The organism is Paenibacillus campi (genome assembly GCF_034659835.1).
Classification (GTDB): domain Bacteria; phylum Bacillota; class Bacilli; order Paenibacillales; family Paenibacillaceae; genus Saccharibacillus; species Saccharibacillus campi.
The window spans coordinates 875,123-897,241 of sequence record NZ_JAXSQZ010000002.1 but is presented as its reverse complement, the minus strand read 5'-3'; the positions used below and the strand labels follow the sequence as shown (position 1 = coordinate 897,241).

The following is a 22,119-nucleotide window of genomic DNA, read 5'->3' as shown; positions in this document are numbered from 1 at the left end:
GCGTCAAAGTATTGTTCCAGCAGATTTAGGCGGATGCTGGTGTTGTCGGGATTGGAACGGTACGCACCGACGTCTGCAGCTGCAATCGTGTAATGTTGGGTTTGCTGCTGCGTCAGTAACGGCTTGGTAATGGACAGATTGCCTTCCGCATCCGTGAATTCGGTTTGCTGATCCCAGGCATCATAGCTGGCGGTTTGGGTGTTGCCGAGTGCATCGACAACATACACGATGCGTCCCAAATCGTCCGGGTGCGCCTGCGAGCGTGTCCAGCCGTTGGTGTCAGGGTACGTTTCCAGTACACGCAGGAAACCGAGTCCATCGTAATAGGTCGCTTGACGGTTGAGCACGGTAACGGCGCCGGTCGATTTGTTTGTATATTGACGGATGCTGTCCACACGTAATGTGAGTATGCCCGTATTGGTAGGATCGGCGCCAGCGCTGTACACACGATTCGTGTACGCATATTGGTCTTCTATCGCATAGACGGTGCCGTCCAAATTGGTCATCGACGGTTGTACGACGTTTACCGGGCGACCGAGTGCATCGTAGGACGTACGGGTAGTGTTGCCATCGCTGTCCGTTTGGCTCGTCAGCAGTCCGGTGCCGATGTCGTACGTCATCGTTTGCCGGGTCGTGCGAGTCGTGGAATCGGCGTTCGTGAACGTGCTCGTCTGCTCGGTGGGATAGGCATAGCTATCATCGGCGCTATAGGTAGTCGTGACGCGCAAAGTGACGCCAGAACGGATCGCCTTTTGCACAGTCATACGCTGGATCGCGCCCGGGCTAACGGAGGCGGCATCATAGCTGTAGGTGGTCGTTTCGCCTGCGGCGTTGGTATATTGTTGCAACCGTCCGCTGCCGGTGTAGGCGTACGTTTCGTTGAGTGCGGCACCGCTGTTCGTTGGATACCACGTTTTGCTCGTCACTTGGTGGTACGTTGATTCATACGTGTACGTGACGGTATGGTGGGTTTTGCTATCCGTGTTGTTGTAATCTGCCGGGATCAGATCATCGGTTTCGGACTGGATGCCACCCCAATCGGCGTAGACGATGTCTTTGTCGCGTGTGATGGTGCCTTGGCGATCTTGTAGAGTCGTTTGTACATGGGTCGGTTTGTAGAAGTAGGTGCCATCGAATGCCTGGTTGTTCTCGGTGCTCACCTCGCCTTGTGCTGTGCGGGTTTCGGTGCTCAGATGTTGATGAAAGCCGTTGTAGACCGACGTAATCGTCTTTTGTTCGGTTCCGGCTGCATGGCGAATATGTGCTGTTTGCGAGTAACGGAAAACCGTAGGATGAATCCAATTCCCGGCAGCATCATGCGCATTGTAGCCGATGGTCGGATCCCCTACATACGTATAATCGACCGTATTCACAGGCGAACTGTCCGCTCCATTGGCTAGATTGTACGTGTCATACCGCGATTGGATTAGATTCTCCTGACACTCTCCTTTTTCAACAAACGAACGACGGATCGGTTGATAGGTATAGTGCTGCGTGAGGCGCGGCGATTGGACACGATTTAGCAAAAAGTTAGGCGTGTGCTCATCATAATTATAGTTAAACGTAAACGCCATCGGTGTGAGATCGTAGGCGAAGGTCTGTGTTTCCTGGGCGTTATTGGTAATCCTTTGCAACAGGGGCACAAAGGTTGAATCGGTACCATCGTCCAGTCTTCCTTTATTCAGCAACTGGACACGGCTTTTCGTGTAGACGACACGCTGGGTCGCTTGCCCCTGCGGCGTCCATACGGTGACGATAATGTTTTCGCCTTGAAAGTCGCTACCTTGCTGCAGTTTCGTTTCATACTCAAACGTGACTTTGCGTCCTAGCGTATCGGTAATGGAGGAGAGCACGCGTCCCTTGCCATTGCGACCGGGATTAACGGCACGATCTTGGTAATGATAGGTGATTGTATTGCCAAAGCGATCGACTTGACCGACGATATTCCCATAGTCGGAGAAGTATTCTCGCGATCCATCAGGCTTGCTAACCATGTAGAGGGTGCGATCTTCGCCGTTGGAAAACCGGCTGCTCAAACTTTGATCACGTGTCACCTGAATGTCTTGTCCACTGTCTTTTTTTAATGAAATTACAACAACAGATCGATTGGCCCAATTAAAGTAAACATAGTAGCTTTGTCCGCCGCCCGAATGATAGGTTAATCCATCCGCTTGCGGATTTCCCCATACCCCTTCCATAGATGGAAACTGGAACGACCACCCCATGCCGAGGTCATTATAGATCGAGGATGCATTGTACAGCCCCCAGTTGGTTCCTGACCTTCGTGTTGGGGAGATCGTATACGGCGAAGTATCAGTCGAATCATACCGTACACCGATATCCAGATCGAGTCCATCCCGTCCGGGTAAATGAATTTGATTCTGACTCCAGCTCAACCCGCCGCTCGGACTGATCGTTTCATCGTTTTGGCTTTTGTCCGCATAGTTTTGTTCACCTAGATTTTGGATTTGACGCGCTTTCTCCGTATTTTCTAGTGCACTATCGAGCGCGACTGAAAGCGTCGCGGCTCTTGCGTTGCTGTTGGCTTGCAAACGTGGAGAGGAAACCGACAGCGTCGTGTCGGTATCGGTTGTTGTATCTTCGGAAAGAGGTGCTGCCTTGGAAGTCGCGCCCGTTCCATATACTTGATCCGTCACAGTCGGAACAGCTCCACGCGCAGCGCTCTCCTGCGCTTTCCAAGTCAGATGCTGCTCCTTATGGATATTCCAAATCTGTTCTCCCGTTTGTCCAGTCAAGCGCATCAAGTATTCGATCCAGTAAATATCGAGCGGCTCGGCTCCGTCTTGCAGCAGGGCATAGATGCCTTGTTCACCTAATAAGCTGATCGGGTCATCTTCCCCATCGGTCGGGGGCAGGTCGGATTCCGGTTCGGGTTCGCGCTCTGCGGCAGCGGCATCCTCCTGTAAGGCAAAAGGGGCGAACATTCCAGCGCTAGAATTCCGGGTCGGAGGCTCCGCTGCATCCAATTGCACGATTTGATCTGCCAACGCTTCCATTTGCGGATTGGGGGCTTCGTAGACGTCTTGGTATACCTGGTTAACGACGGTTGTCCATGCCTCTGGCTCTACCTGTTGGGGCGTAGCCGTTCGGCTTGGAGGCTCGATCGATGTAAGGGGGGGCTTGCCTGCTTGTACTTGCTTTCCGCTGGTGGCATCTGCCTCGGCGGGGGATACGATACTACTGAATAGCAGCAACAGCGTCAGTGTCCCTATAACCAGGGGACGGAGACGGGATGTCGATTTCAGGTCGGTGAACATGGAAGCAACTCCTTTACTTATAGATTCGATTCAGATGAGAGAAGCGGACAGGGAGAACTATCGTTCTTCGGTCTACTTTTTCAAATCAATGACTACCCGTTGACGGTAAATCGTCACTTGATTGGCTTGATTGATCATCCGGAGTTCCACCTGATGGTCGAATACCCCGGATACCGTTTGCGTACTGCCATCTGCGTTGTATTTGATATGGGGGGTGCCGTTCGTAACGATCGGCATATCGTAAATATGAAAGCCTGCCGTATGGTTAGTATAGACAGGATAAACTCGATACACATCTTCGCGACTGTCGCCGATGCTCGCTTTCCCATAGAACTGTCCATCCACGTATACATCGATACGCTGAAGTTGTGCCTGATCCAAATACCAACCGGACGCTTGAATCCCGCCATTGGTCGAGGAAAAGGGGCTTTGCTCCAATTGATCGATGGCATACCGAATCGGCTGCGCTGCTGGCTGTCCCACCATCACTGAAATCGTACGGGTATAGGTCGTCACTTGATTGGCGCGATCGATCATGCGGATGTTGACTTGCTGGTCAAACGTGCCGGTTTGTACGCTTTTCGTGCCATCGGCATTTTGGAATTCCTTGGTCGTACAGCCCAAGTTTTCCGCATGAAATCCCGCGATATGGTTGTTATACGCAGGAAAGACGTGATACACATCTTCACGACGGTCGCCCATATAGGCACGTCCACGAAACACGCCATCCACGTAAATTTCGATTTTTTGAATCCCTGCCGGATTCAAGTACCAACCTGATATACGAATTCCGCCGCATGTCGTCGATACGGTCGCTTGCTCGACTTGATCGACCCAGTAACGGGTCGGCAAGCCTGATTGGGTCGGTACGGACACAGGGGGCGGGATAAGCGTCGGGTCGGTCGATGAGGTCGAGTTTGACGAATCCGTTGGCTCCGCCTGATGTTGGCTCACGACATTGCCGTTTTTGTCGTAAGTATAGGTTGTTTTCTGGTCTCCGGTGGACATGGTCGTCAAACGTCCGTTGGCATCCTATTCATAGGTTCGCTGGGTCGCGGCAAAGGTCGAGCCCGCAGGCAGGCACAGCACTACCGTGAGCAGACTGCACAGCATCCCTTTGATCCACCAGGAGGGGAAACGGGCTGCACGATGTTTGGAAAATCGGTTCATAGCGAATGGAATTCCTTTCTATAATGGAATGGTGAGAGTAGTGAGCATCGTAGTTACGTATAGGGTGGAGTTTAGAGGGTCGTGTTTAAGATTAGATATAGATCGTTGTTAGCAGATGCAATAGGAAACATAACGTCTAGAAACTCACTTGCTTATAGTTTTCGAGGTTGAGTTAGATCATAATGGAAATTAGATCGTATAGCCTATGGCTCCTCGGCTTATCCATTCACGTGATTTTTCTGTTCCCTCCTTGAACGATCCGATAACTACAAGGTACGATTCATAGCTACATAGTTAGCATAAATACAACGAAAACGCTTATGTAATCGATCTGTCTATTTGTATAACTGTGTGAATCCGCATCACCTACCGATCTTATATGTATGGGCGTAGACTTCTTCTGTTCACGTTTGGTCGCTTGTTCGTTTGTGGCTATGATTATTTATCCATCTTGGTTATGACGCTAGTTGAATAAGGTGAACACTTTGAGTATAGCGGATATTTCCGCAAATGGAAGGTATTATTTTACAGAACTAAAATTGGTCGTATCGTGTAGAGCTATCCTTTACTTCCAATGTTCGGATATGTTGTGCATGTTATGCAGCAATCAGTAAACATTCTATTGGGATCGTTTAAAAAATTATAATCCACGGTATTGTACTTCATTTTCATTTGCCAACGATTTAGAGCGTGTATGCAAACCTAGCGTGTTCGTGCAGCTACCGTCGCAATACGGAATAAGGGAACGGACTTTACCTACTCCACCACCTTATTACCAAACTAGCCAAACAAAAAACCGGCAGTACGGCACAATTTGCCATACTACCGGCTATTACGAGTCATTCCACCAACGGCTCCACTTCCAAACATCCGCGACTTTGCATCTTCTCCAAGTCGCACCTTACTGCTCTTACTTGCCCGCTTCTGCCTCTTTCACTTCCTCATTCTCTTTACGGCTCAAATCAATAAACCGTTTGAGCAATTGGCGAATATTGCGGAACGATTTCAGGCGGTAGTTAGCGTTTGTATTGCCTGCGCCCACTTTGATCGAAAACGCATCATCTGGCAATGCGGTAAACAGGTCTTCATCGGTATGATCGTCACCTACGCCGAAAATAAAGTCGAAGTCTTTGTTTTGCAGCATCTGATGTGCGCCATGACCTTTGTTCATGCGTGTATCTTTAATTTCCAGCACTTTATTGCCTTCCAAAATGCCGAGACTCATCGATTGGGTAATGGAAATGAGCGCTTCGCGCAACTCATTGCGTTTCTGAATACCGATTTCCGGTTCGCATTGTCTGTAATGCCATGCGAGCGAATATTCTTTTTCCTCGATTAGCGAGCCTGGTGTGCGGTCGGTGTACATTTCCAGTACGTGGCGTACGGAGTCTTTCCAGTCATTGTCGACGCTCATCGTCATCTTCCAATCGCCTTGCGGCTCACGTAGCCATAGACCGTGCGATGCGATGATGTACAGATTGAGATCGCCGAGCCAGTTATCCATTACATCCCGATCGCGACCGGTAATAATGACGACGGTATTACGTGGATCGTCACACAGCTTACGCAAAATACCGCGCAGTTCTTCGTCCGGACGCGCCTGATCTGGCGTTGGCTTAAAGCCGACTAATGTGCCGTCATAGTCGAGGAACAGCACCCGATTACTACCATTCATATAGGCGGTTTCTACGGTCGATGGTTCGGACTTGATATCGACCAAATCTTTCGTTTCCACGAGCGATTCAGCCGTCGCTTTTAACGTCTCCAGAAACTCATCTGCCCAGAATTTTACATTGTAACGGGAAATACGGCGATGAAGCATTTTGTTGCGTTCGATCTTTTCGTGATCCGGCATATCGAGTGCGGTTTTGATACCGGCGGCGATCGCGCCATAGTCGTTCGCATTAACGATGACCGCTTCGCCCAGCTCGCTTGCCGCACCTGCTGTTTCACTCATTACGAGCATGCCTTTGTAGTCGCTACGGGCAGCGATATATTCTTTTGCCACCAGATTCATACCGTCGCGCAGCGGTGTAACGAGCAGCACATCGCTGTTGCGGTAAAAAGCAATCAGGTCTTCCTGACTGAATGTGCGGAAAAAGAACCATACCGGCATCCAGCTTACTGTACCAAATTGTCCGTTGACAGCGCTGACTAGCCCTTCAATTTCGCTTTTCAGCGCATCGTACGCTTCTACACCGACACGGGAAGGAGCGACGATCAGATTAAGGCGTACCTTTTCGTGATATTCCGGGTACTTTTGCAAAAATTGTTTGAACGCTTTAATACGCTCAGGCAGCCCTTTCGTATAATCGAGACGATCGACGGAAATAATATTTTGAACGGTACGTGTACTTTCCACAAAGTCACGCGCTTCATTGGACAGATTGTCCGTACCGGATGATTTGGCGAAAAAGTCATAATCGATACCCATCGGGAACGCTTCGACTTGAACGGTGTATGTTTCATAATTGATTTTGTACAAATTATGCTCTTTACCGAGCAAACGACGTACACTGCTAAGGAAATGACGCACATAATCGTACGTATGGAAGCCGATTAAATTGGCGCCGAGCAGTCCGCGCAAAATTTCCTCACGCCAAATGAGCAGGCGATAAATTTCAAAGGAAGGAAACGGAATATGCAGGAAAAAGCCGATTTGCGTATCCGGGTACTTTTCTCGAATCATTTGTGGCAGCAACATAAGCTGGTAATCATGAATCCAGATCGTATCGTTCGGTTCAATAATCGAATCGATTGAATCAAAAAACTTCTGGTTCACCTGTTTGTATGCTTCCCATGTTTCGCTATTGTACTCCGTCATATTCGTAAAATAGTGGAACAACGGCCAGATCGTTTCATTACAAAAGCCTTCATAATACTGCTCAATCTCTTGTTCGGACAAAAAGATCGGCAAGCAGTTATATTGATCGCGCAATTCGCTATTGATCGTCTCCATATCGTGTTCATTCAGGTCGTCGCTTGATACGCCAGGCCAACCTGCCCAGATCGTGTCACCTTGCTCATGATAGCTTTTAAGCCCTGTAGCGAGACCGCCAATACTTTTACTGTATTGAAGATCGGACTCCTGTTTTTTCACCGTAACGGGCAATCGATTGGAAACGAAAATAATTTTACTCATGGAATCCCCTCTCCTATGGCAAAGTATAAGTATATGTTGGAATGAAAAGATCATGTAGACCAGCCTGATTTTGATACAACCGGTGCTTTGCTTGGTCATACGCAATTACCCGAATTTGGGCTTTTCGACACATGTTGGAGCTGTAGCTTTTGTAGTAACAGGCGTTCGATCGCTGTAACAGCAAGGGTTTTCGGTCAAATGAGTCAGCAGGCATTGCTTCGTTTACAATTGGTTCTCGCGGTTTCGCATGTGCTAATTTATAGCATCATTCATATCGTTATGATGTAGCATGTATAGAAGTCAGCAGGTAAAAAGAGAGGGATATTGCATATTTGCTATATTATCTTTCGTTCAACAGCGGTGGCGATGAAAGGTGAATAAATGGATATTTCACATGTAAGATAATACAACCCTCCTGAAATACAGTATAAAATCTGCTGAATCCCGCCATTTCCGAACAGGTTGCCAAACCGATCCAAAAAAAGAGAAAGCATCTTAAACCGATGCTTTCCCCTGTCTAGATTAAGATCATTTCTTAAGCCTGCACATTGCAACAGTATAAATATCTTTACCCTAAGCACAGAACAATGACGATCAACCCAATTCGCTGTACTGTTTCCGTTCACTCTACTTTACACAGACCGACTTAAATGGAATTGCCCAACGACCTGCTGTAAGCTTAACGTGATCGTTTCTACATCGTGTGAAGACTGCTGCATTTTCAACATGTCCTGAAGGAGCTCCTGCATTTCGGTTTCAACCTCTGCCGAGGTAACCCGGTTTTGCTGGCTGATGACCGCAATATTCTCAATCAACTCAACGACTTGATCGACAACTTGTGTGCGTTCTGGTTCTTCTATCGAGGCTCGGGTCAACAGTTCCGAAGTTGTGCGAACGAGCATCGCACCTTCTACTAACACCTGATCTCCTGCTGCAATTTGTTGGGACGCGATGCCTGCCGTTGTTGCAATATGATTTAAAATCTGCTGAATTTCTTCGGTTGACGTGCGCGATAGATCAGCAAGCTTACGGATTTCTTCGGCAACTACAGCAAAACCGCGTCCATGTTGGCCTACCCGAGCAGCTTCAATCGACGCATTCAGTGCGAGCAAATTCGTTTGGGCTGAAATTTCATCAATCACAGCAAGAGTACGATAAATATCGTCCAATGTGCTCATAAACGACAAAATCGTCTCGTTCGTAGCCGCTACGCTAGCGGAAATTTGCGTCATTTTATCTTGAATGCGATCCACTTCCTGTGTCGCCGTACGTAATTGTTCATTAGCGGCATGCTCTAAATTTTTTAAAGTCAACCGCATATGGTCAGATGCCTGTTTGGCTTGCGCCAAGTCATCCAACTGCTTACGAATCGCTAGGATCATAGAATCAAGCTTCATATTCGCACGCTCTGTCGTCCGCTCTGTCGTATCGGTAGCTGCCTGCATAATATGTTGGTTATCCATCACATCGATTGTCGCTCGTTGTACATTTAGCATAATACTTTCCAATGAGTCGATCATATTGTTAACCCATTTGGCAAGCTCTCCCGATTCATCCTGTCTAAACTGATCCAGATGTAATCGTTGCGTCAAATCGCCTTTCCCTTCCGCATTTATCCGAATAAATTCAGCCAGGCGCTTCAAGTCAGTATGAACTCGATGGTATTGTTTACGATAAAGCTGCCAAGCAGCAACATAACCAAATAACAGCTGAAATATACCGATGGCAATTCCATCCCATACATTTCCAGTCAACATATAGATTAGCAACAAAGCGAGTATGGAAGATAGCCAAATGTAGACGCTGTGCATTTTAAATTGCCGCCATCCGATACGACGAATACGATACACTTCCTCTAAATCCGCCTCACACATCATTCCCCACTGATCAGGACAATGGGGTAGCTGAAAAGTAATGCCTTTGCCAATAACTGGAATATGTCGATAATCCGAATAACCAGGATACGCGACAAACAGATTTGAACCATTCTGAATCGTATTGTTGACACCAGGATGCAACTGACCGGTGCTTGGATCGGTAAACATTAGCTCTAACTCGGTATGTTCTTTCACCGAAACGATGCCCCACGCTGTCGTTATACCGGCTTTTAAATTTTCGCCATGCGTAAACGTATGATCTTCAAACCGACTACGCGATAATGCAGTTCCAGGCTGTAGCTCTGGTCGTAATACCGATTGTGCCATAAACAAATAATTATCTCCTGAATCCGCATAAATATGACCCGATTCTCGCTGAATCAGATCGCCAAGCACATCGCCAGGAATACGGCAGCATAACCAACCGATATGTTGACCATCTTGTATGATCGAGACGATAAACATCAACGTTATATCATCGTGAAACGTAGATGAACGCGAACCAATTTGTAATGTCACTGCATCCGAGTAAGGCCCATACATACATTTTTGCGCCCTACTACTAGCTTGGGCATGCAATAATCCCGCTTGAAAAGGCAACGAGCTTGCCGGAACACGATATCCAATCCGTTCCGTATATGTAGAAAAAAGAACTTGATGATCGTTGCCGAGCACAAATAATTCCGTACTATCCTGCATACGTTTATAGCTAATTTGAAATAAATCACGTAGCTTTTCCGTATGCGCCGTATCGAATGTAATATTTTGCCAAGGCATCGATTGAATCTGTTGTAACAAACGCTCCAGGTGAGTCCATTGATCATTAGCCCAATCGACCATAATTTGCCGTCTCGTTTCGGCAATCCCTTCAAAAATCCGCTCTATTTCTTCCTGTTGACTTGCATTAAGCCGATACGACCACCATAAAGGCAGTCCTTTTTTCCAACCTAACCAATCAAACATTGTGATCACCTCAACAATCCAAAATGTAAACCACTTCGAACGTTACTTTTGATCAGTCATCTGCGGCAACCGATTTAATTTATGGATGTGTTTAAACAAAACAAGTCTAAATACCCAAAAATAATACACAACCATATGCCCATCATTATATACAAAATAGTCCAAATTGACGATAAATATGTTAAATGATACGAATATTCTGTCAAAAAATCTAAATATCATACGTTATTTTAATGACGGATTGGACGCTCTGTCTATGTAAACGATATGCAACTCAAAAAGCCGACCTGTATAAACTGCACTTCCATCATACATTCATTTAGCCAAAACGGCTTTTAATGTCCGTATTCAGGGAGTCGTTTAGCAAGATGGTCGGCTTTACGCTAGCGTAATTATACTATGCAGGCAAAGATCAGATTCATATCTAAACAAATGTTTTACATAGGATTGTAATTGTTAAGACTGCTTATCCAGCACCAATTCCAGCTGTACGTTAATATCATTTTGAGTGCTCAGTACAACCGAGTGCGGGTTAGTCATGCCGAAGTCAGCGAATGTAACTTTAGTTGCACCAGACAGCAGCATTTTCCCGTCCTGGTATACGCCTTTCATAGTAAAAACGACTTCTTTCGCTTTCCCTTTTACGGTCAGCGTGCCGTTCATTTTAAATTCGTTCGTCGCACCGGATACCCATTGTGTCGGTACATTTTCAAATGAAGTTGCCTTAAATGTCGCGTTCGGGAACTGGCTTACATCGAAAAAGTCTGCACTTTTGACATGCTCATCACGTTGCGCGGTACCGGAATCGATTGCGCTCATATCGATCTGCCCTTCAGCTGTCATTTTGGCAGGATCATCTACATTCACATTCCAGTTGCCACTTACTTTGTTATCGACAAAATTGACCTTTTCTTGGGAAGTGGTGACAGAGAAGTACACTTTGGACGTGTTGTTAATTGCCCATTTGCCGTTAAGCTCGCTTCCGCTTACACTTTGCGCAGACGTCGCAGTGTTATTCCCCTCTGCTGCCACTGTTGCTGCGGGTACGACGCTTTTAATCGCCACTTTGTTGCCGAGATAGCTTTTCATAAACATATAGCCCCCTGCACCTGCAACAATAATGACTATTGCGGCTGCAATCAGCCCATTTCTCGTCTTTTTATTCATCCTATACTCGCTCCTTTTTGTTCTCTCTTTTTGTATGTTACTTTCAATCTTTTATAAGGGTAGTATAAAAGCTCAATATGTCGACAATGTGTCCATTCGTAATCATTGGCAAAAAATAATATATTCGCTACTGTTTATGCGAGATGTTGTATTTTTACATATGAAAATTGATGTTTTATTGTTTATGAACGATCACAATGATGCGTTTGCGGTTGGATTACATACCCATGTACAATAAAGACAACAGACGCATGGAATGAGCGCTGCTTGCTTGTGTCACATAAACACGGCATACAGGCTAACCTTTTACTATACAAATGAATATGCCAAGCGATCACATAATTATACGTGTCACTACCCTAAATAGAACGACAACAAGGAGTTATTATTGCTATGAAATTGATTTTAATCGTTGAGGATGAGCCGGGCATTGCCCGTGTTTTGTCCGCTTATTTGAAAAAAGCAGGCTTTGAGATCATTCATGCTGTGGACGGCAACACTGCGCTGGAGCTGTTTCGTGAACGTGAGCCTGCACTCATACTGCTTGATGTGATGCTGCCCGGTATGGATGGCTGGGAATTGTTGCAGCTCATCCGTGAGTATCATTCATGCCCGGTCATTATGCTGACCGCCCGTGATGGAATTACCGATCGGTTGCATGGTCTAGATAGCGGTGCCGATGATTATATGACCAAACCGTTTATGCCGGAGGAAGTAGTTGCGCGTGTCCATGCGGTGTTGCGGCGACGCCCTTTTTTGCAAGATCGCAGCAGTAAGCGACATTTTGGCAATCTTGTAATTGATCATGCCGCTAAATGTGTATATTTGAACGGTGCGGAAGTTGCGCTCAGTCCACGCGATCTGTCACTCGTATTGTTTTTGTCAGAGTATCCAAACCGGACGTTTACGCGCGATCATCTGATCGAACAAGTGTGGGGGATTGATTATGAAGGCAGTGATCGTGCGGTCGATCTGTCGATTAAACGGCTGCGTCAATCGCTGTCCAACTGGTCGTCCGCAGCGGGCGAAATTCGCACTTTACGAGGAATGGGGTATCAATTTTGGATCAACGAGTAAAAGCTGCGCGTACCGTATCGTTGCTATCGTATTGGACGGTGCGTTATTTTATTATTTTGTGCCTCGGCTTTGTCGTCATTGCGGTTGCTGCCTTTTATTGGGCACGCGATACGACGATGGACAGCCGCATTCGTACCGCAGGACTGCTCGGGCAGGAAGTAGCAGATCGTGTAACTAATGCATCCGGTCAGATTCATATTCCACCTAATCTGGATCATATTATTCAAAATCGGCTACGTTTTTTTAATATCGACGAAGACACCTGTGTTATCATTACGGACAATGCTGGCAAGCTGCTGTTTTCCCGCCCTGCCATTACCGAAAAGCAACTGTATAACAAGCTAAGCGACGATCTGAGCACACCCCGTGATACGAAGTTTATGGCAATCAACACGCCCATCGATAACAGCAGTGACAAATCAATCGGTCAAGTGAGCATTTTGCAATCGAAAAAATCGCTTACATACAGTCCTAATGAGCTGCTGTTTATATTCATATTGCTTGCCATACTTATTCTGTCCGGCTGGCTCACTCTATATTTGTTATCACGTAAACTGTCGCGTCCGCTTAGCGGTGTTGCCGCAGCTGCCCAACAAATTTGTGCGGGCAATTATGACGTTAAACTGAATAACAACACACCGGAAAAAGAAATTCAGGAGCTCGTATCTTCTTTTGAACAAATGGCGCAGCGGCTTAAACATTTGGAAGAATGGCGTGCACTGTCGCTTGCCGGTGTCACCCATGAGTTAAAAACACCGGTGACGTCGATCAAAGGGCTAATGATGGCGGTGCGGGATGATGTCGTATCCGACGAGGAAGCACGCGAATTTATCGATATTGCACTCCAAGAATCCGAACGGATGGAACGAATGGTGTCCGATCTGCTCGATTATAACGCACTGGCGGCGGGCAGCGTGGAAGTTAGACATGATCGGCTTGATTTGCAGTTGCTCATCCGCGAAGTCGTTTATCAATGGCAATTAACACATGATATGCATGATGTGCATATCGAGCTGAATGTGCCATCAGAGCCGCTGTATACGGTAGGCGACTCACTGCGGATACAGCAAATTATCGTCAATCTGCTCAACAACGGTTTGCAAGCTTCCGACGCATCCCGACCGATCGAATTTGCGATCACGATGTACGCCGACGGTAATATGCTACATGTGGAAGTAACCGATCATGGCTCCGGCGTCATACCGGAAGATCAGTCGCATATTTTCGAACGTTTTTACCGCGGGGAAAAGAAAAAACGCAGCATGCGCGGGCTCGGTCTAGGACTAACATACAGCCAGCTACTGGCACGTGCGCAAGGTGGCGAGCTCATGTTGCGGCATAGTTCTCCGGCTGGCAGTACATTTTCTTTGCAATTGCCACGCTAGTGTGCGGATCGTCAATACAGTGAAAACTTCAGCTGCATAAAGTGAAGATAACGTTTACTGTACAAATCTGTATGTAATCTGCCCCTATATGCCGAAAAAGCTCAGTTAGAAAGGAATTTGTTCCTCTCTAGCGGAGCTTTTGTGTGGCAATCCTCTCTCACGGCATATATCGCATCATGGTGGCATGTTCAAACATACATAATCACTTAAGCTACCACAATCCATATACAGATCGCGCTGTTATATGTTGTTAATGCGAACACATTTTCGTTATTTAGCTACAATATATGCGTGATGTGATGATCCGATTTAGGCGATGTATCCAAACGGTTCCCCTCTATTCGCAAGCGATGCCGTCTTTATCACGATCCAGTTTCAAACGATATCCTGGCTCGCCTTTGTACAATGGTGCTTTGCCTGCTTTGCGTACAGCGGTACAGTTTTTGTAATAAACACCTTTTACATTAGTAAAACCTTGTGCTTGCTTCGTTGGTGAAGGCTGTGCTTGCGCGGTTGATGATACCGCTACTCCAGTTCCAGCGATCAGTGCTACGGTGACAATACTTGCAAATAACTTGTTCATGTGTGATAACCCCTTTGTTCGTAGTTGGTTTAGTAACGGTATTACTTTTTTATTCATTTAGGTCAATCAGTTAGTTATAGGTTCGTATGTATTCTAGCACATAATTATGTTTTATTTTGCCTTTTCTTCAAAATAAAATAAATGAGATTATATTTTAAACGAAGCGAGCAGAAACATAATCAGTACACTGTGATCGTATAGGTATTAATAATAGGTAGCTAAGTATCGCTATGTACGATTTGAACTTCTATTATGAATTTTTCATATGATGAAATAATTTTATGAATTAATATCGTTGCTACGTATAAACGTAAAAATAGCGCCCTTATGGACGCCAGTTTAATAATTACTTATTTTATCGATTATTTAGTTTACTAAAATTAGTACCTTGACCAAGTTAAATGTTAATTTTAATTGTGTGCTGAAATCCTGATCCATGCGATCTTGAAATAGATGCAACACTCCAATTCATCTCGGTCAGAGTACTAGGTTAAACGGTAGCCAGTTGCCGAAATGGACGAATTACATTACCCTGCTTGGAGCGATCCAGTATCGCAAATACAATTTTATCGAACAATAATGCATACTGTTCACCTTGCAAAATATCGTTGAACCATGTCGCTACCTGTTCCGGATCATTGCGAAACACACCGCAGCCATATGCGCCGAGTACGAGCACCTTTTGTTCGTGAGCTGCTGCTACAGCTAGCATATAACGGATACGCTGCTTCATGACCGCTTCGATCCGGTATGCTTGCTCTGGTTCGCGCTCGTGTACGATACCAGCATTGACGGCGGGCGCAGTTAACATCGATACAGCATAAGGCTGCTCACGCAATGAACCGTCGTCATTCCGAAATACAGTCACAGCAGGCGAGTAGATCATATAATCGGAATACATACAGCTTTGCTCACGGCGATTATGTTTGTACATCTCATCCATCTGTACGATTGATGGATACAGTGAAGATGAACGAGCCAAACTCTCCTCTTGCGCCTGGCTTCCACCAAGAAAGCCTCCACCAGGATTGCGTGCTGAAGCAAAATTCAATGCCATCACATGCGGATACTGCTCCTGTACAGCTAGTCGCTCTGCCGCTTGCAGCGTCGTTTCTGTCGTACATTCGATTATTGCGCCGCAGCGATGTTCGTTTGGCGATGATGGATCGTTATGTGCCTCACAGACGCTATGTGTATGCTCGATTGGCAATCCGGATAATTCCGCCGTCTCGGCAGCGCTTGTTGGAGCCGCCAACTTAGTGGCGATCCTTTGCTGAAGCTGCTGCTCTGCTGCCTGTTGTACAGCTTCACGCTCCTGTGGACGATACAGCACCGCTTCACGAATCGTACGTTCAACTTGCTGTCCAATCGGCACATCTTTGCCGGATGGTGCCTGGTAATACCCTTGTTGCAAAATGTCGAGCGTCTCTTGTGCCCAACGTGAACGAACGTCTCGTTGTCCGTGCTGTCCGGGGCGAGTTGATGTTTGTGATCTGTTGTTATAAATGTTCATGATGAAATGACTCCTCTCTGCTTGCTTCTATAGGCGCTATAATATGCTCAATCTTCCCATTCCGGACGATAACGATACAGTTGGGATGGGCGGTGTCCGGCATCTTTCGTATACTCATTCGTAGCGATAACCCGTGCTGCCATTTTGCGGCGAAAAGCAGGCGCTAACAGTTCTTTGCCAAGTACAATTTCGTATACTTGTTGCAAAGCGGACAGCGTAAATAGTGGCGGCATCAGGTTAAAAGCAATATCGGTATATTCGATCTTGCTGCGCAGGCGCTCAATGCCATACGCGATCATCTGCACATGGTCAAAAGCAATTCCGTCACTGCTTAGTACTTGCCAGTGCTCACCAGTGAGCGTACCTTGATACGTACGAGTCACTCTAACCGTACCTGTCAGCCGCAAATTATGATGTTCCAACTCGACCTGCATATCTCGTTCCAACCTGCATCCAGCTTCCAAATGAACTTTTTTTTCTTCCAATACGCGATAGCACAGCTTAAACCAGCGTGCATCACGCGCATCATCCCCTGCCTTAATCTGCTGACTGGTCGAATCTGCCAGTGCCATATAAGCGGTACTGATCACACGTGTACGTGGATCACGCTCGACCGCCCCCCACGTATACAGCTGCTCCATATAAATGCCATCTAGCCCGGTTTCACTGCGCAGCTCACGCGCTGCCGCCTCATCCAAACTTTCATTTATCCCTACAAAGCCACCCGGTAATGCCCACCAGCCCAAATACGGATGCTCTCCGCGCTGCACCATCATCAGATGCAGTGATTTTTCCGGCAGTTTACGATAATTATCCTGCTGTTCATCCAAAATCGTAAAAATTAACATATCCGCCGTGACCGAAGGGTGGTCAAATTCACTAACATCATATTGTGCCAAATATTGTTGCTCATTCCAGCCACGCTGATCCAGCCGCTCCACGCTGTCCGCAAATGAAGCAGCGGATTGCTGCTGACTTTGTTCATCCATATATGAACCTCCAATCGATCTAAAACATGCTTTCGCTTCCAAATAGGACATATACGCAAATGTGGCGTATTGGGGCAGCCAACACTTCTTTTTTCATTGTACCTCGTGTTTGAAGTTCGCCAACACTGAAGTCGTCCTTGCCCGTTATCGTTATTTCCTTGCCGTGGTGAAGCGTAGCTTGCAGGCTATGAATTTGCGTACATGCCTAGTAGGTTGTCTCAAATGAAAATTGTGTTTGAACGTACCTTAACCTATTCATCATCAAGCAATGGTTAGATCGACAAACTTTAAATGTATTTGAGACAAGCTACTAGTAGCTTGCCCGCGTTAAATAGACAGTTTGATGTTGCCCAGCAAAGCTGTTCTTATGCTGCAATTCCATTGTTTTTTCAGAAGATGTAGTCCATCACACATTGAATGTAAGCTGGTCAGCCCACTAGTAAAGTCTCCGTGTAGATGTAGTGACATATGATCGCCACGCTGAATAACAAAATATGTTGTAATCTTTTATATATTAACATTTTGTTAATAACATATAGTTATTATATAGGCTGTATTCGTATTCGTCAATCTGTAACGCCGTTTTGCAAGCGATAGGACAAATTCAATCGCTTGTTCGTTCTATATTTTTATGGAAAAAATCGTATATTGTGGCAACGATTCATAGCTCTAAACAGTTGACTATGATATGCTTAACCAGAGTCTGCGCGCTGATGAGTAGCGGGTAATACAATCCACTGCTTTTGCCGATATAGAAAGTATCGTGTACTTTAAGTTCGACGCCACTTAAAGACTGCCGCAAACAAACCGGCTCCTCGCTGAACAGCAGTGAGCGGTAAAGGAGTGATCATCTGATGAAAGTGAATCCGATTGAAGCTGTACGTAAGATTACAGCCGATCTCGCCTATTATACAAAGCAAATTTTTGAAAAACGGGCTGAACAGCAAGCAAAATATGCTCAACCAAAACGCAATACAACCGATGCACAAACCGGAGTTCAATTTGAACAAATGATGGACAAGATTCCTTCCCATCATACCGTCAATAAACCGGCTCCGTTATCAACGGTAAGCTATGCGGACATCGCAGATTTCAAGCTTAATTCCACGCAGTACGAGCATACAGCGCTTACTAACCAGCGCATCGCTCATGCGCATAAAGCATATGAGTTATCGATGAACGAGCAAAGCCCGGTCACGATTGAGCCGTTTGACTCTCGTGCTTAAGGCGATGGCTGCCGGGATATATGTATTGCCGCTGAACAGCGCATAATGTAGCGGCAGCATATTGCCCGCGGCGCAACCGTCCAGCATCTATACCATACAAAATCCATACAAAAGCCATTCCTTGTCGATCGACATCCGGATCATATCATCGCTTCCAATTGGCAGTGATAAGTTTCCACATTAGGAATGGCTTTTGTCATACATTCATTATAGTTATGAGTTGATGAGTTGTATGTGTGCTAACATGCTTACCGATCCGCAAATCGGCAAAATGACCGTATGCAGCCTATAACAAGTAGCTGCCGCTTAGGACTGAAATGAGCAGCAACAACTTCGATCTGAGCCAAGTCAATTCCATTCATTAGCATGACCGAGGCGTATACGCAGCAACGATAACTGTTAGCCGATTGTTGCTTCATACGTCATTTGTATCCACAATTCCCGCACTACAACTCCGTTTCGTATAAAATCTCTCCTGTTCGCGACAAATCATAACCGCCAATCGCTTGTAATTCACGCTTAAACTCGTCGGATTGCAGCGTCTGCTTGAGTAAAGCAATCCATTCGGCATGTTCCGGACGATTGAGGATAACCAAATCATAACGCTCCACCGTGAGCGGAATAAATTCAATCCCAACCATTGCTGCCGCCTTTTCACTGCCTATGCCCACGTCCGCATCTCCGGCTGCAATCCGTGCAGCAACGGCGATATGGGACGTTTCTTCCTGTGCATAGCCGCGTACTGTCGATGGACGAATATCGTTTAAGCGCAGTTGCTCGTCCAGCAGTACCCGTGCCCCGGCTCCACGTTCGCGATTGGCAAGTCGGATGCCGGTTTGTGCAAGCTGTTGCCAGCTAGTAATACGTTTCGGATTACCACGCTGTACGTACAATCCAGCTCGGCGCGATACGAGATTGATTACGGTAAATGAACGCGATACGAGCAGCTTACGCACATATGGCAAATTGTATTCTCCTGTCTCACCATCATACAGATGTGTACTCACAATGTCCGAATGCCCCATATACATCGACACTAGACTGTCCATACTACCGGCAAACGAACGCAGCGCACGAAATCGTCCATCCTTTTCCATATAACGTGCCAGCACATCAAGGCTTGTATCTTGCCCTGTAATTACAATCGGGCGCATTCCCGCAGGCGGCATTAACGGTTCTTCGGTCACCGGATGAATCGTGCCGATATTACGCAAAATCTCCTCTGGCCTTGCATAGGCAGCATGCACAAATGCGGGCGAAACCGTAGTTGCTTCCGATGGCGGTAGCTTTGCCGCAGCTAGTCGTGCCGCTGCATCCGGTGCCAAGCCGATATCCGGCGGATGGGCAAGTGTATCGTTTTGCAGCTCGCGTAGTTGAAGCTGTCCAGCTTGTTCGCGCAGCATACCATTTTTGGCACGTTGCTTATACAGTTCCAGATCGTCATGATCGATCCGCATCTGCTTACCGACACGATAAGCAGGCAAATCGCCCTTTTTGATCAGATCATATACGGTCAGCTTGGACACTTTTAACAGTTTGGCAATTTCTTCTGTTGTATACGAGATCGGTTCACTCATAAATGACCCCTTTCATCAGTTATCGTTAGTTATCGTTCGTTTATTATTCATGACATAGTTGAGTAATGGATATCGATCTGTAGGTTATCGCAAGGTACATTTATATTAACCGTCCCATTCATTTAATTCAATTCGCCAAACAAACGATTTGCCTCCCTTAATTATAACTAGATATAACTAGTATAATCTTGTATGATTTAGTACATAGTTTAGAGCGATATACCGTTTAACATCGTCTCATACTGCATTACATACATGTCCATTTTATTCTATTGTTCAGGAGGATTTTTATGAATCGATCTTTATTGGCTATCACACTATTTAAAAACTCAGCTCGTCGTCATCGCTTCATGCTCACGATGCTGATGTTGACCGTGCTCACCTTATTGCTTAGTGCTTGTACAGGTAATAATAACAGTTCATCTAGCCGTACCGGTTCGTCCGGCAATCCGAGCGGCAACAATCAGCCGGTGGAATTAACGATTTCGGCAGCAGCCAGTCTGACCGATAGTTTAACCGAAATTCAGGCGTTATATGCGAAAAAATTTCCGAATGTAAAGCTAACGTTCAATTTTGGCGCATCCGGTACATTGCAAAAGCAAATTGAGCAGGGCGCACCTGCCGATCTATTTCTATCGGCTGGCAGCAAACAAATGCAGGCACTCGTCGCTGCAAAATTAATCGCACCGGATCATACGCTGAATTTGCTAACCAATGAGCTTGTGCTTGTCGTGCCAAAAGGCAGCAGCTCGGTGCCTGCTGCTATTACCGATCTAACCGGAAATAATATCAAACGTATCGCGATCGGCACACCGGAATCTGTACCCGCAGGCATGTACGCCAAACAAGCATTGGAAAAAGCGGGCGTATGGGATACGTTACAACCGAAGCTCGTCCAAACAAAAGACGTTAAACAAGTATTGTCTTATGTAGAAACAGGCAATGCCGATGCCGGTTTTGTGTATAAAACCGATGCGTTGGAAGCCAAAGGCGTACAAATCGCCTTCACGACCAGCGCAGACAGTCATGATCCGATCGTGTATCCGATCGGTGTGCTGTCGTCCACGACGCATCGCGAAGATGCAGCGCTATTTTACGCGTATTTGCAAACAAAAGAAGCGCTGGCTGTGTTCGCCAAGTACGGTTTTAACAAGGCAGCCACAAGTTCATGAATGGGGTTTGGTCATGGGATGCGGTAGGCTTTCCTGTCACCCTTTCGCTGCAAATCGCCTGCTTGTCCAGCGTGATCGTGTTTGTGCTCGCTACGATGGCGGCGCTGTGGATGAATCGGTATCATTTTCCCGGTAAAGTTGTAGTGGAAACGTTGTTTATGTTGCCGTTAGTATTGCCTCCATCAGTTGTCGGTCTACTGCTGCTGACGATACTGGGACGACGGAGTTGGATCGGACAAGCAGCCGAATGGCTTACCCATCAACCGATCGTGTTTAGCGTAACCGGTGCGGTAATCGCAGCGGTAGTAGTCGCTTTTCCGCTCGTATATCAGTCACTCAAAACCGGCTTTGCGCTCGTCAATCGTGAAGTGCTGGAATCGGCACGCTCGCAAGGTGCCAATGAATGGCAACTGCTCTGGTCGATGATTTTCCCGCTCGCCTGGCGCTCGCTTGTGACCGGCTTTGTGCTCGGTTTTGCACGTGCACTCGGCGAATTTGGTGCCACATTAATGGTCGCCGGCAATATTCCAGGCAAAACGCAAACATTACCGACTGCCATCTATTTTGCCGTTGATGCAGGAAATATGCAGCTTGCCTGGAGCATGACCGTCATTACGATATTCATCTCATTTGTACTGCTGCTAGCAACGAGTAAAATCCGTGGTTCCGATTAAGGAGTTAGTCATACTCCTATCACATAGACAGATGAAAAAAGTTAAACAGTGAGCGCGCATCGGTACTTAACTAGTGCGCGCTATTTCATATACATTTGAAAAATCCGTCCTTTTTAGCTATGCCAAAATCCGCTCCATGTTCACTTCTTCCCTTATGCTAACACCATGCTTTTTTGGAGTGTCTATTTTTGGGAGTGTCTATTTGAAGCGGATCATACCAAGGCGCGGTTTTTTTATAAGCCTTACTATTGTAAACGTATACAAATTCCCCCTACTCCTATTTTGAAAAAGCAGCTATCGGTGATAAAATAGACATATATTCTATT

At 46.3% G+C, this 22,119-nt stretch carries 13 protein-coding genes and 1 pseudogene; 5 read left to right on the top strand and 9 right to left on the bottom strand.

Translation table 11 applies throughout. The features are described 5' to 3' along the window. The 5 genes from U1I11_RS08975 to U1I11_RS08955 form a co-directional block, all read right to left on the bottom strand. On the bottom strand, window positions 1–3,278 hold a 3,278-nt coding region (locus U1I11_RS08975), incomplete at its 3' end, for an RHS repeat domain-containing protein (protein WP_322905723.1). A 72-nt stretch (window positions 3,279–3,350) separates the two neighbouring features. Beyond that, complete coding sequence (locus tag U1I11_RS08970) at window positions 3,351–4,295, bottom strand: hypothetical protein (RefSeq protein WP_416235603.1); 945 nt, start codon at window positions 4,293–4,295, stop codon at window positions 3,351–3,353. 1,063 nt (window positions 4,296–5,358) lie between these two features. Further along, window positions 5,359–7,590 carry a bifunctional alpha,alpha-trehalose-phosphate synthase (UDP-forming)/trehalose-phosphatase gene (locus U1I11_RS08965; RefSeq protein ID WP_322905722.1) on the bottom strand — a complete coding sequence of 744 codons (2,232 nt, stop codon included), beginning with the start codon at window positions 7,588–7,590 and terminating at the stop codon, window positions 5,359–5,361. 632 nt (window positions 7,591–8,222) lie between these two features. Then, complete coding sequence (locus U1I11_RS08960; protein ID WP_322905721.1) at window positions 8,223–10,430, bottom strand: methyl-accepting chemotaxis protein; 2,208 nt, start codon at window positions 10,428–10,430, stop codon at window positions 8,223–8,225. Window positions 10,431–10,886: 456 nt separating this feature from the next. Next, window positions 10,887–11,597, bottom strand: coding sequence for a YceI family protein (locus U1I11_RS08955; RefSeq protein ID WP_322905720.1), 711 nt, complete (start codon window positions 11,595–11,597; stop codon window positions 10,887–10,889). A 393-nt stretch (window positions 11,598–11,990) separates the two neighbouring features. On the opposite strand from U1I11_RS08955, the gene U1I11_RS08950 reads away from it, so the two are divergent. Further along, complete coding sequence (locus U1I11_RS08950) at window positions 11,991–12,674, top strand: response regulator transcription factor (protein WP_322905719.1); 684 nt, start codon at window positions 11,991–11,993, stop codon at window positions 12,672–12,674. Next, window positions 12,659–14,059, top strand: coding sequence for a HAMP domain-containing sensor histidine kinase (locus tag U1I11_RS08945; RefSeq protein WP_322905718.1), 1,401 nt, complete (start codon window positions 12,659–12,661; stop codon window positions 14,057–14,059). Before U1I11_RS08950 ends, U1I11_RS08945 begins: the two co-directional genes overlap by 16 nt. Window positions 14,060–14,396: 337 nt before the next feature. Here the strand turns inward: U1I11_RS08945 and U1I11_RS08940 are convergent. The 3 genes and pseudogenes from U1I11_RS08940 to U1I11_RS08930 all read right to left on the bottom strand — a co-directional run. Next, window positions 14,397–14,516 (bottom strand): annotated as a pseudogene (locus tag U1I11_RS08940) (excalibur calcium-binding domain-containing protein); the annotation flags it as partial. 616 nt (window positions 14,517–15,132) lie between these two features. Beyond that, window positions 15,133–16,155 (bottom strand): TIGR02452 family protein, encoded by a 1,023-nt coding sequence (locus U1I11_RS08935; protein WP_322905717.1) that lies wholly within the window; start codon window positions 16,153–16,155, stop codon window positions 15,133–15,135. A 47-nt stretch (window positions 16,156–16,202) separates the two neighbouring features. Further along, a complete protein-coding gene (locus U1I11_RS08930; protein WP_322905716.1) occupies window positions 16,203–17,144 on the bottom strand; it encodes an NUDIX hydrolase in 942 nt (313 codons plus the stop codon). An 854-nt stretch (window positions 17,145–17,998) separates the two neighbouring features. Between U1I11_RS08930 and U1I11_RS08925 the strand changes: the two genes are divergently transcribed. Then, complete coding sequence (locus U1I11_RS08925) at window positions 17,999–18,370, top strand: hypothetical protein (protein ID WP_322905715.1); 372 nt, start codon at window positions 17,999–18,001, stop codon at window positions 18,368–18,370. Between the two features lie 446 nt (window positions 18,371–18,816). Here U1I11_RS08925 and U1I11_RS08920 read toward each other — a convergent pair whose 3' ends face one another. Continuing rightward, entirely contained in the window at window positions 18,817–19,947 is a 1,131-nt protein-coding gene (locus tag U1I11_RS08920; RefSeq protein ID WP_322905714.1) for a helix-turn-helix transcriptional regulator, read from the bottom strand. Between the two features lie 290 nt (window positions 19,948–20,237). Between U1I11_RS08920 and modA the strand changes: the two genes are divergently transcribed. Both modA and modB read left to right on the top strand, forming a co-directional pair. Beyond that, a complete protein-coding gene (gene modA, locus U1I11_RS08915; RefSeq protein WP_322905713.1) occupies window positions 20,238–21,119 on the top strand; it encodes a molybdate ABC transporter substrate-binding protein in 882 nt (293 codons plus the stop codon). Beyond that, window positions 21,116–21,793 (top strand): molybdate ABC transporter permease subunit, encoded by a 678-nt coding sequence (gene modB / locus U1I11_RS08910; protein WP_322905712.1) that lies wholly within the window; start codon window positions 21,116–21,118, stop codon window positions 21,791–21,793. Before modA ends, modB begins: the two co-directional genes overlap by 4 nt. Window positions 21,794–22,119: the final 326 nt, after the last annotated feature.

Coding starts and splice junctions, on each gene's coding strand:
- U1I11_RS08965 (WP_322905722.1), bottom strand. CDS start 7,590: ATGAGTAAAATTATTTTCGTTTCCAATCGATTGCCCGTTACGGTGAAA.
- U1I11_RS08960 (WP_322905721.1), bottom strand. CDS start 10,430: ATGTTTGATTGGTTAGGTTGGAAAAAAGGACTGCCTTTATGGTGGTCG.
- U1I11_RS08955 (WP_322905720.1), bottom strand. CDS start 11,597: ATGAATAAAAAGACGAGAAATGGGCTGATTGCAGCCGCAATAGTCATT.
- U1I11_RS08950 (WP_322905719.1), top strand. CDS start 11,991: ATGAAATTGATTTTAATCGTTGAGGATGAGCCGGGCATTGCCCGTGTT.
- U1I11_RS08935 (WP_322905717.1), bottom strand. CDS start 16,155: ATGAACATTTATAACAACAGATCACAAACATCAACTCGCCCCGGACAG.
- U1I11_RS08930 (WP_322905716.1), bottom strand. CDS start 17,144: ATGGATGAACAAAGTCAGCAGCAATCCGCTGCTTCATTTGCGGACAGC.
- U1I11_RS08925 (WP_322905715.1), top strand. CDS start 17,999: ATGAAAGTGAATCCGATTGAAGCTGTACGTAAGATTACAGCCGATCTC.
- U1I11_RS08920 (WP_322905714.1), bottom strand. CDS start 19,947: ATGAGTGAACCGATCTCGTATACAACAGAAGAAATTGCCAAACTGTTA.
- modA (WP_322905713.1), top strand. CDS start 20,238: ATGAATCGATCTTTATTGGCTATCACACTATTTAAAAACTCAGCTCGT.
- modB (WP_322905712.1), top strand. CDS start 21,116: ATGAATGGGGTTTGGTCATGGGATGCGGTAGGCTTTCCTGTCACCCTT.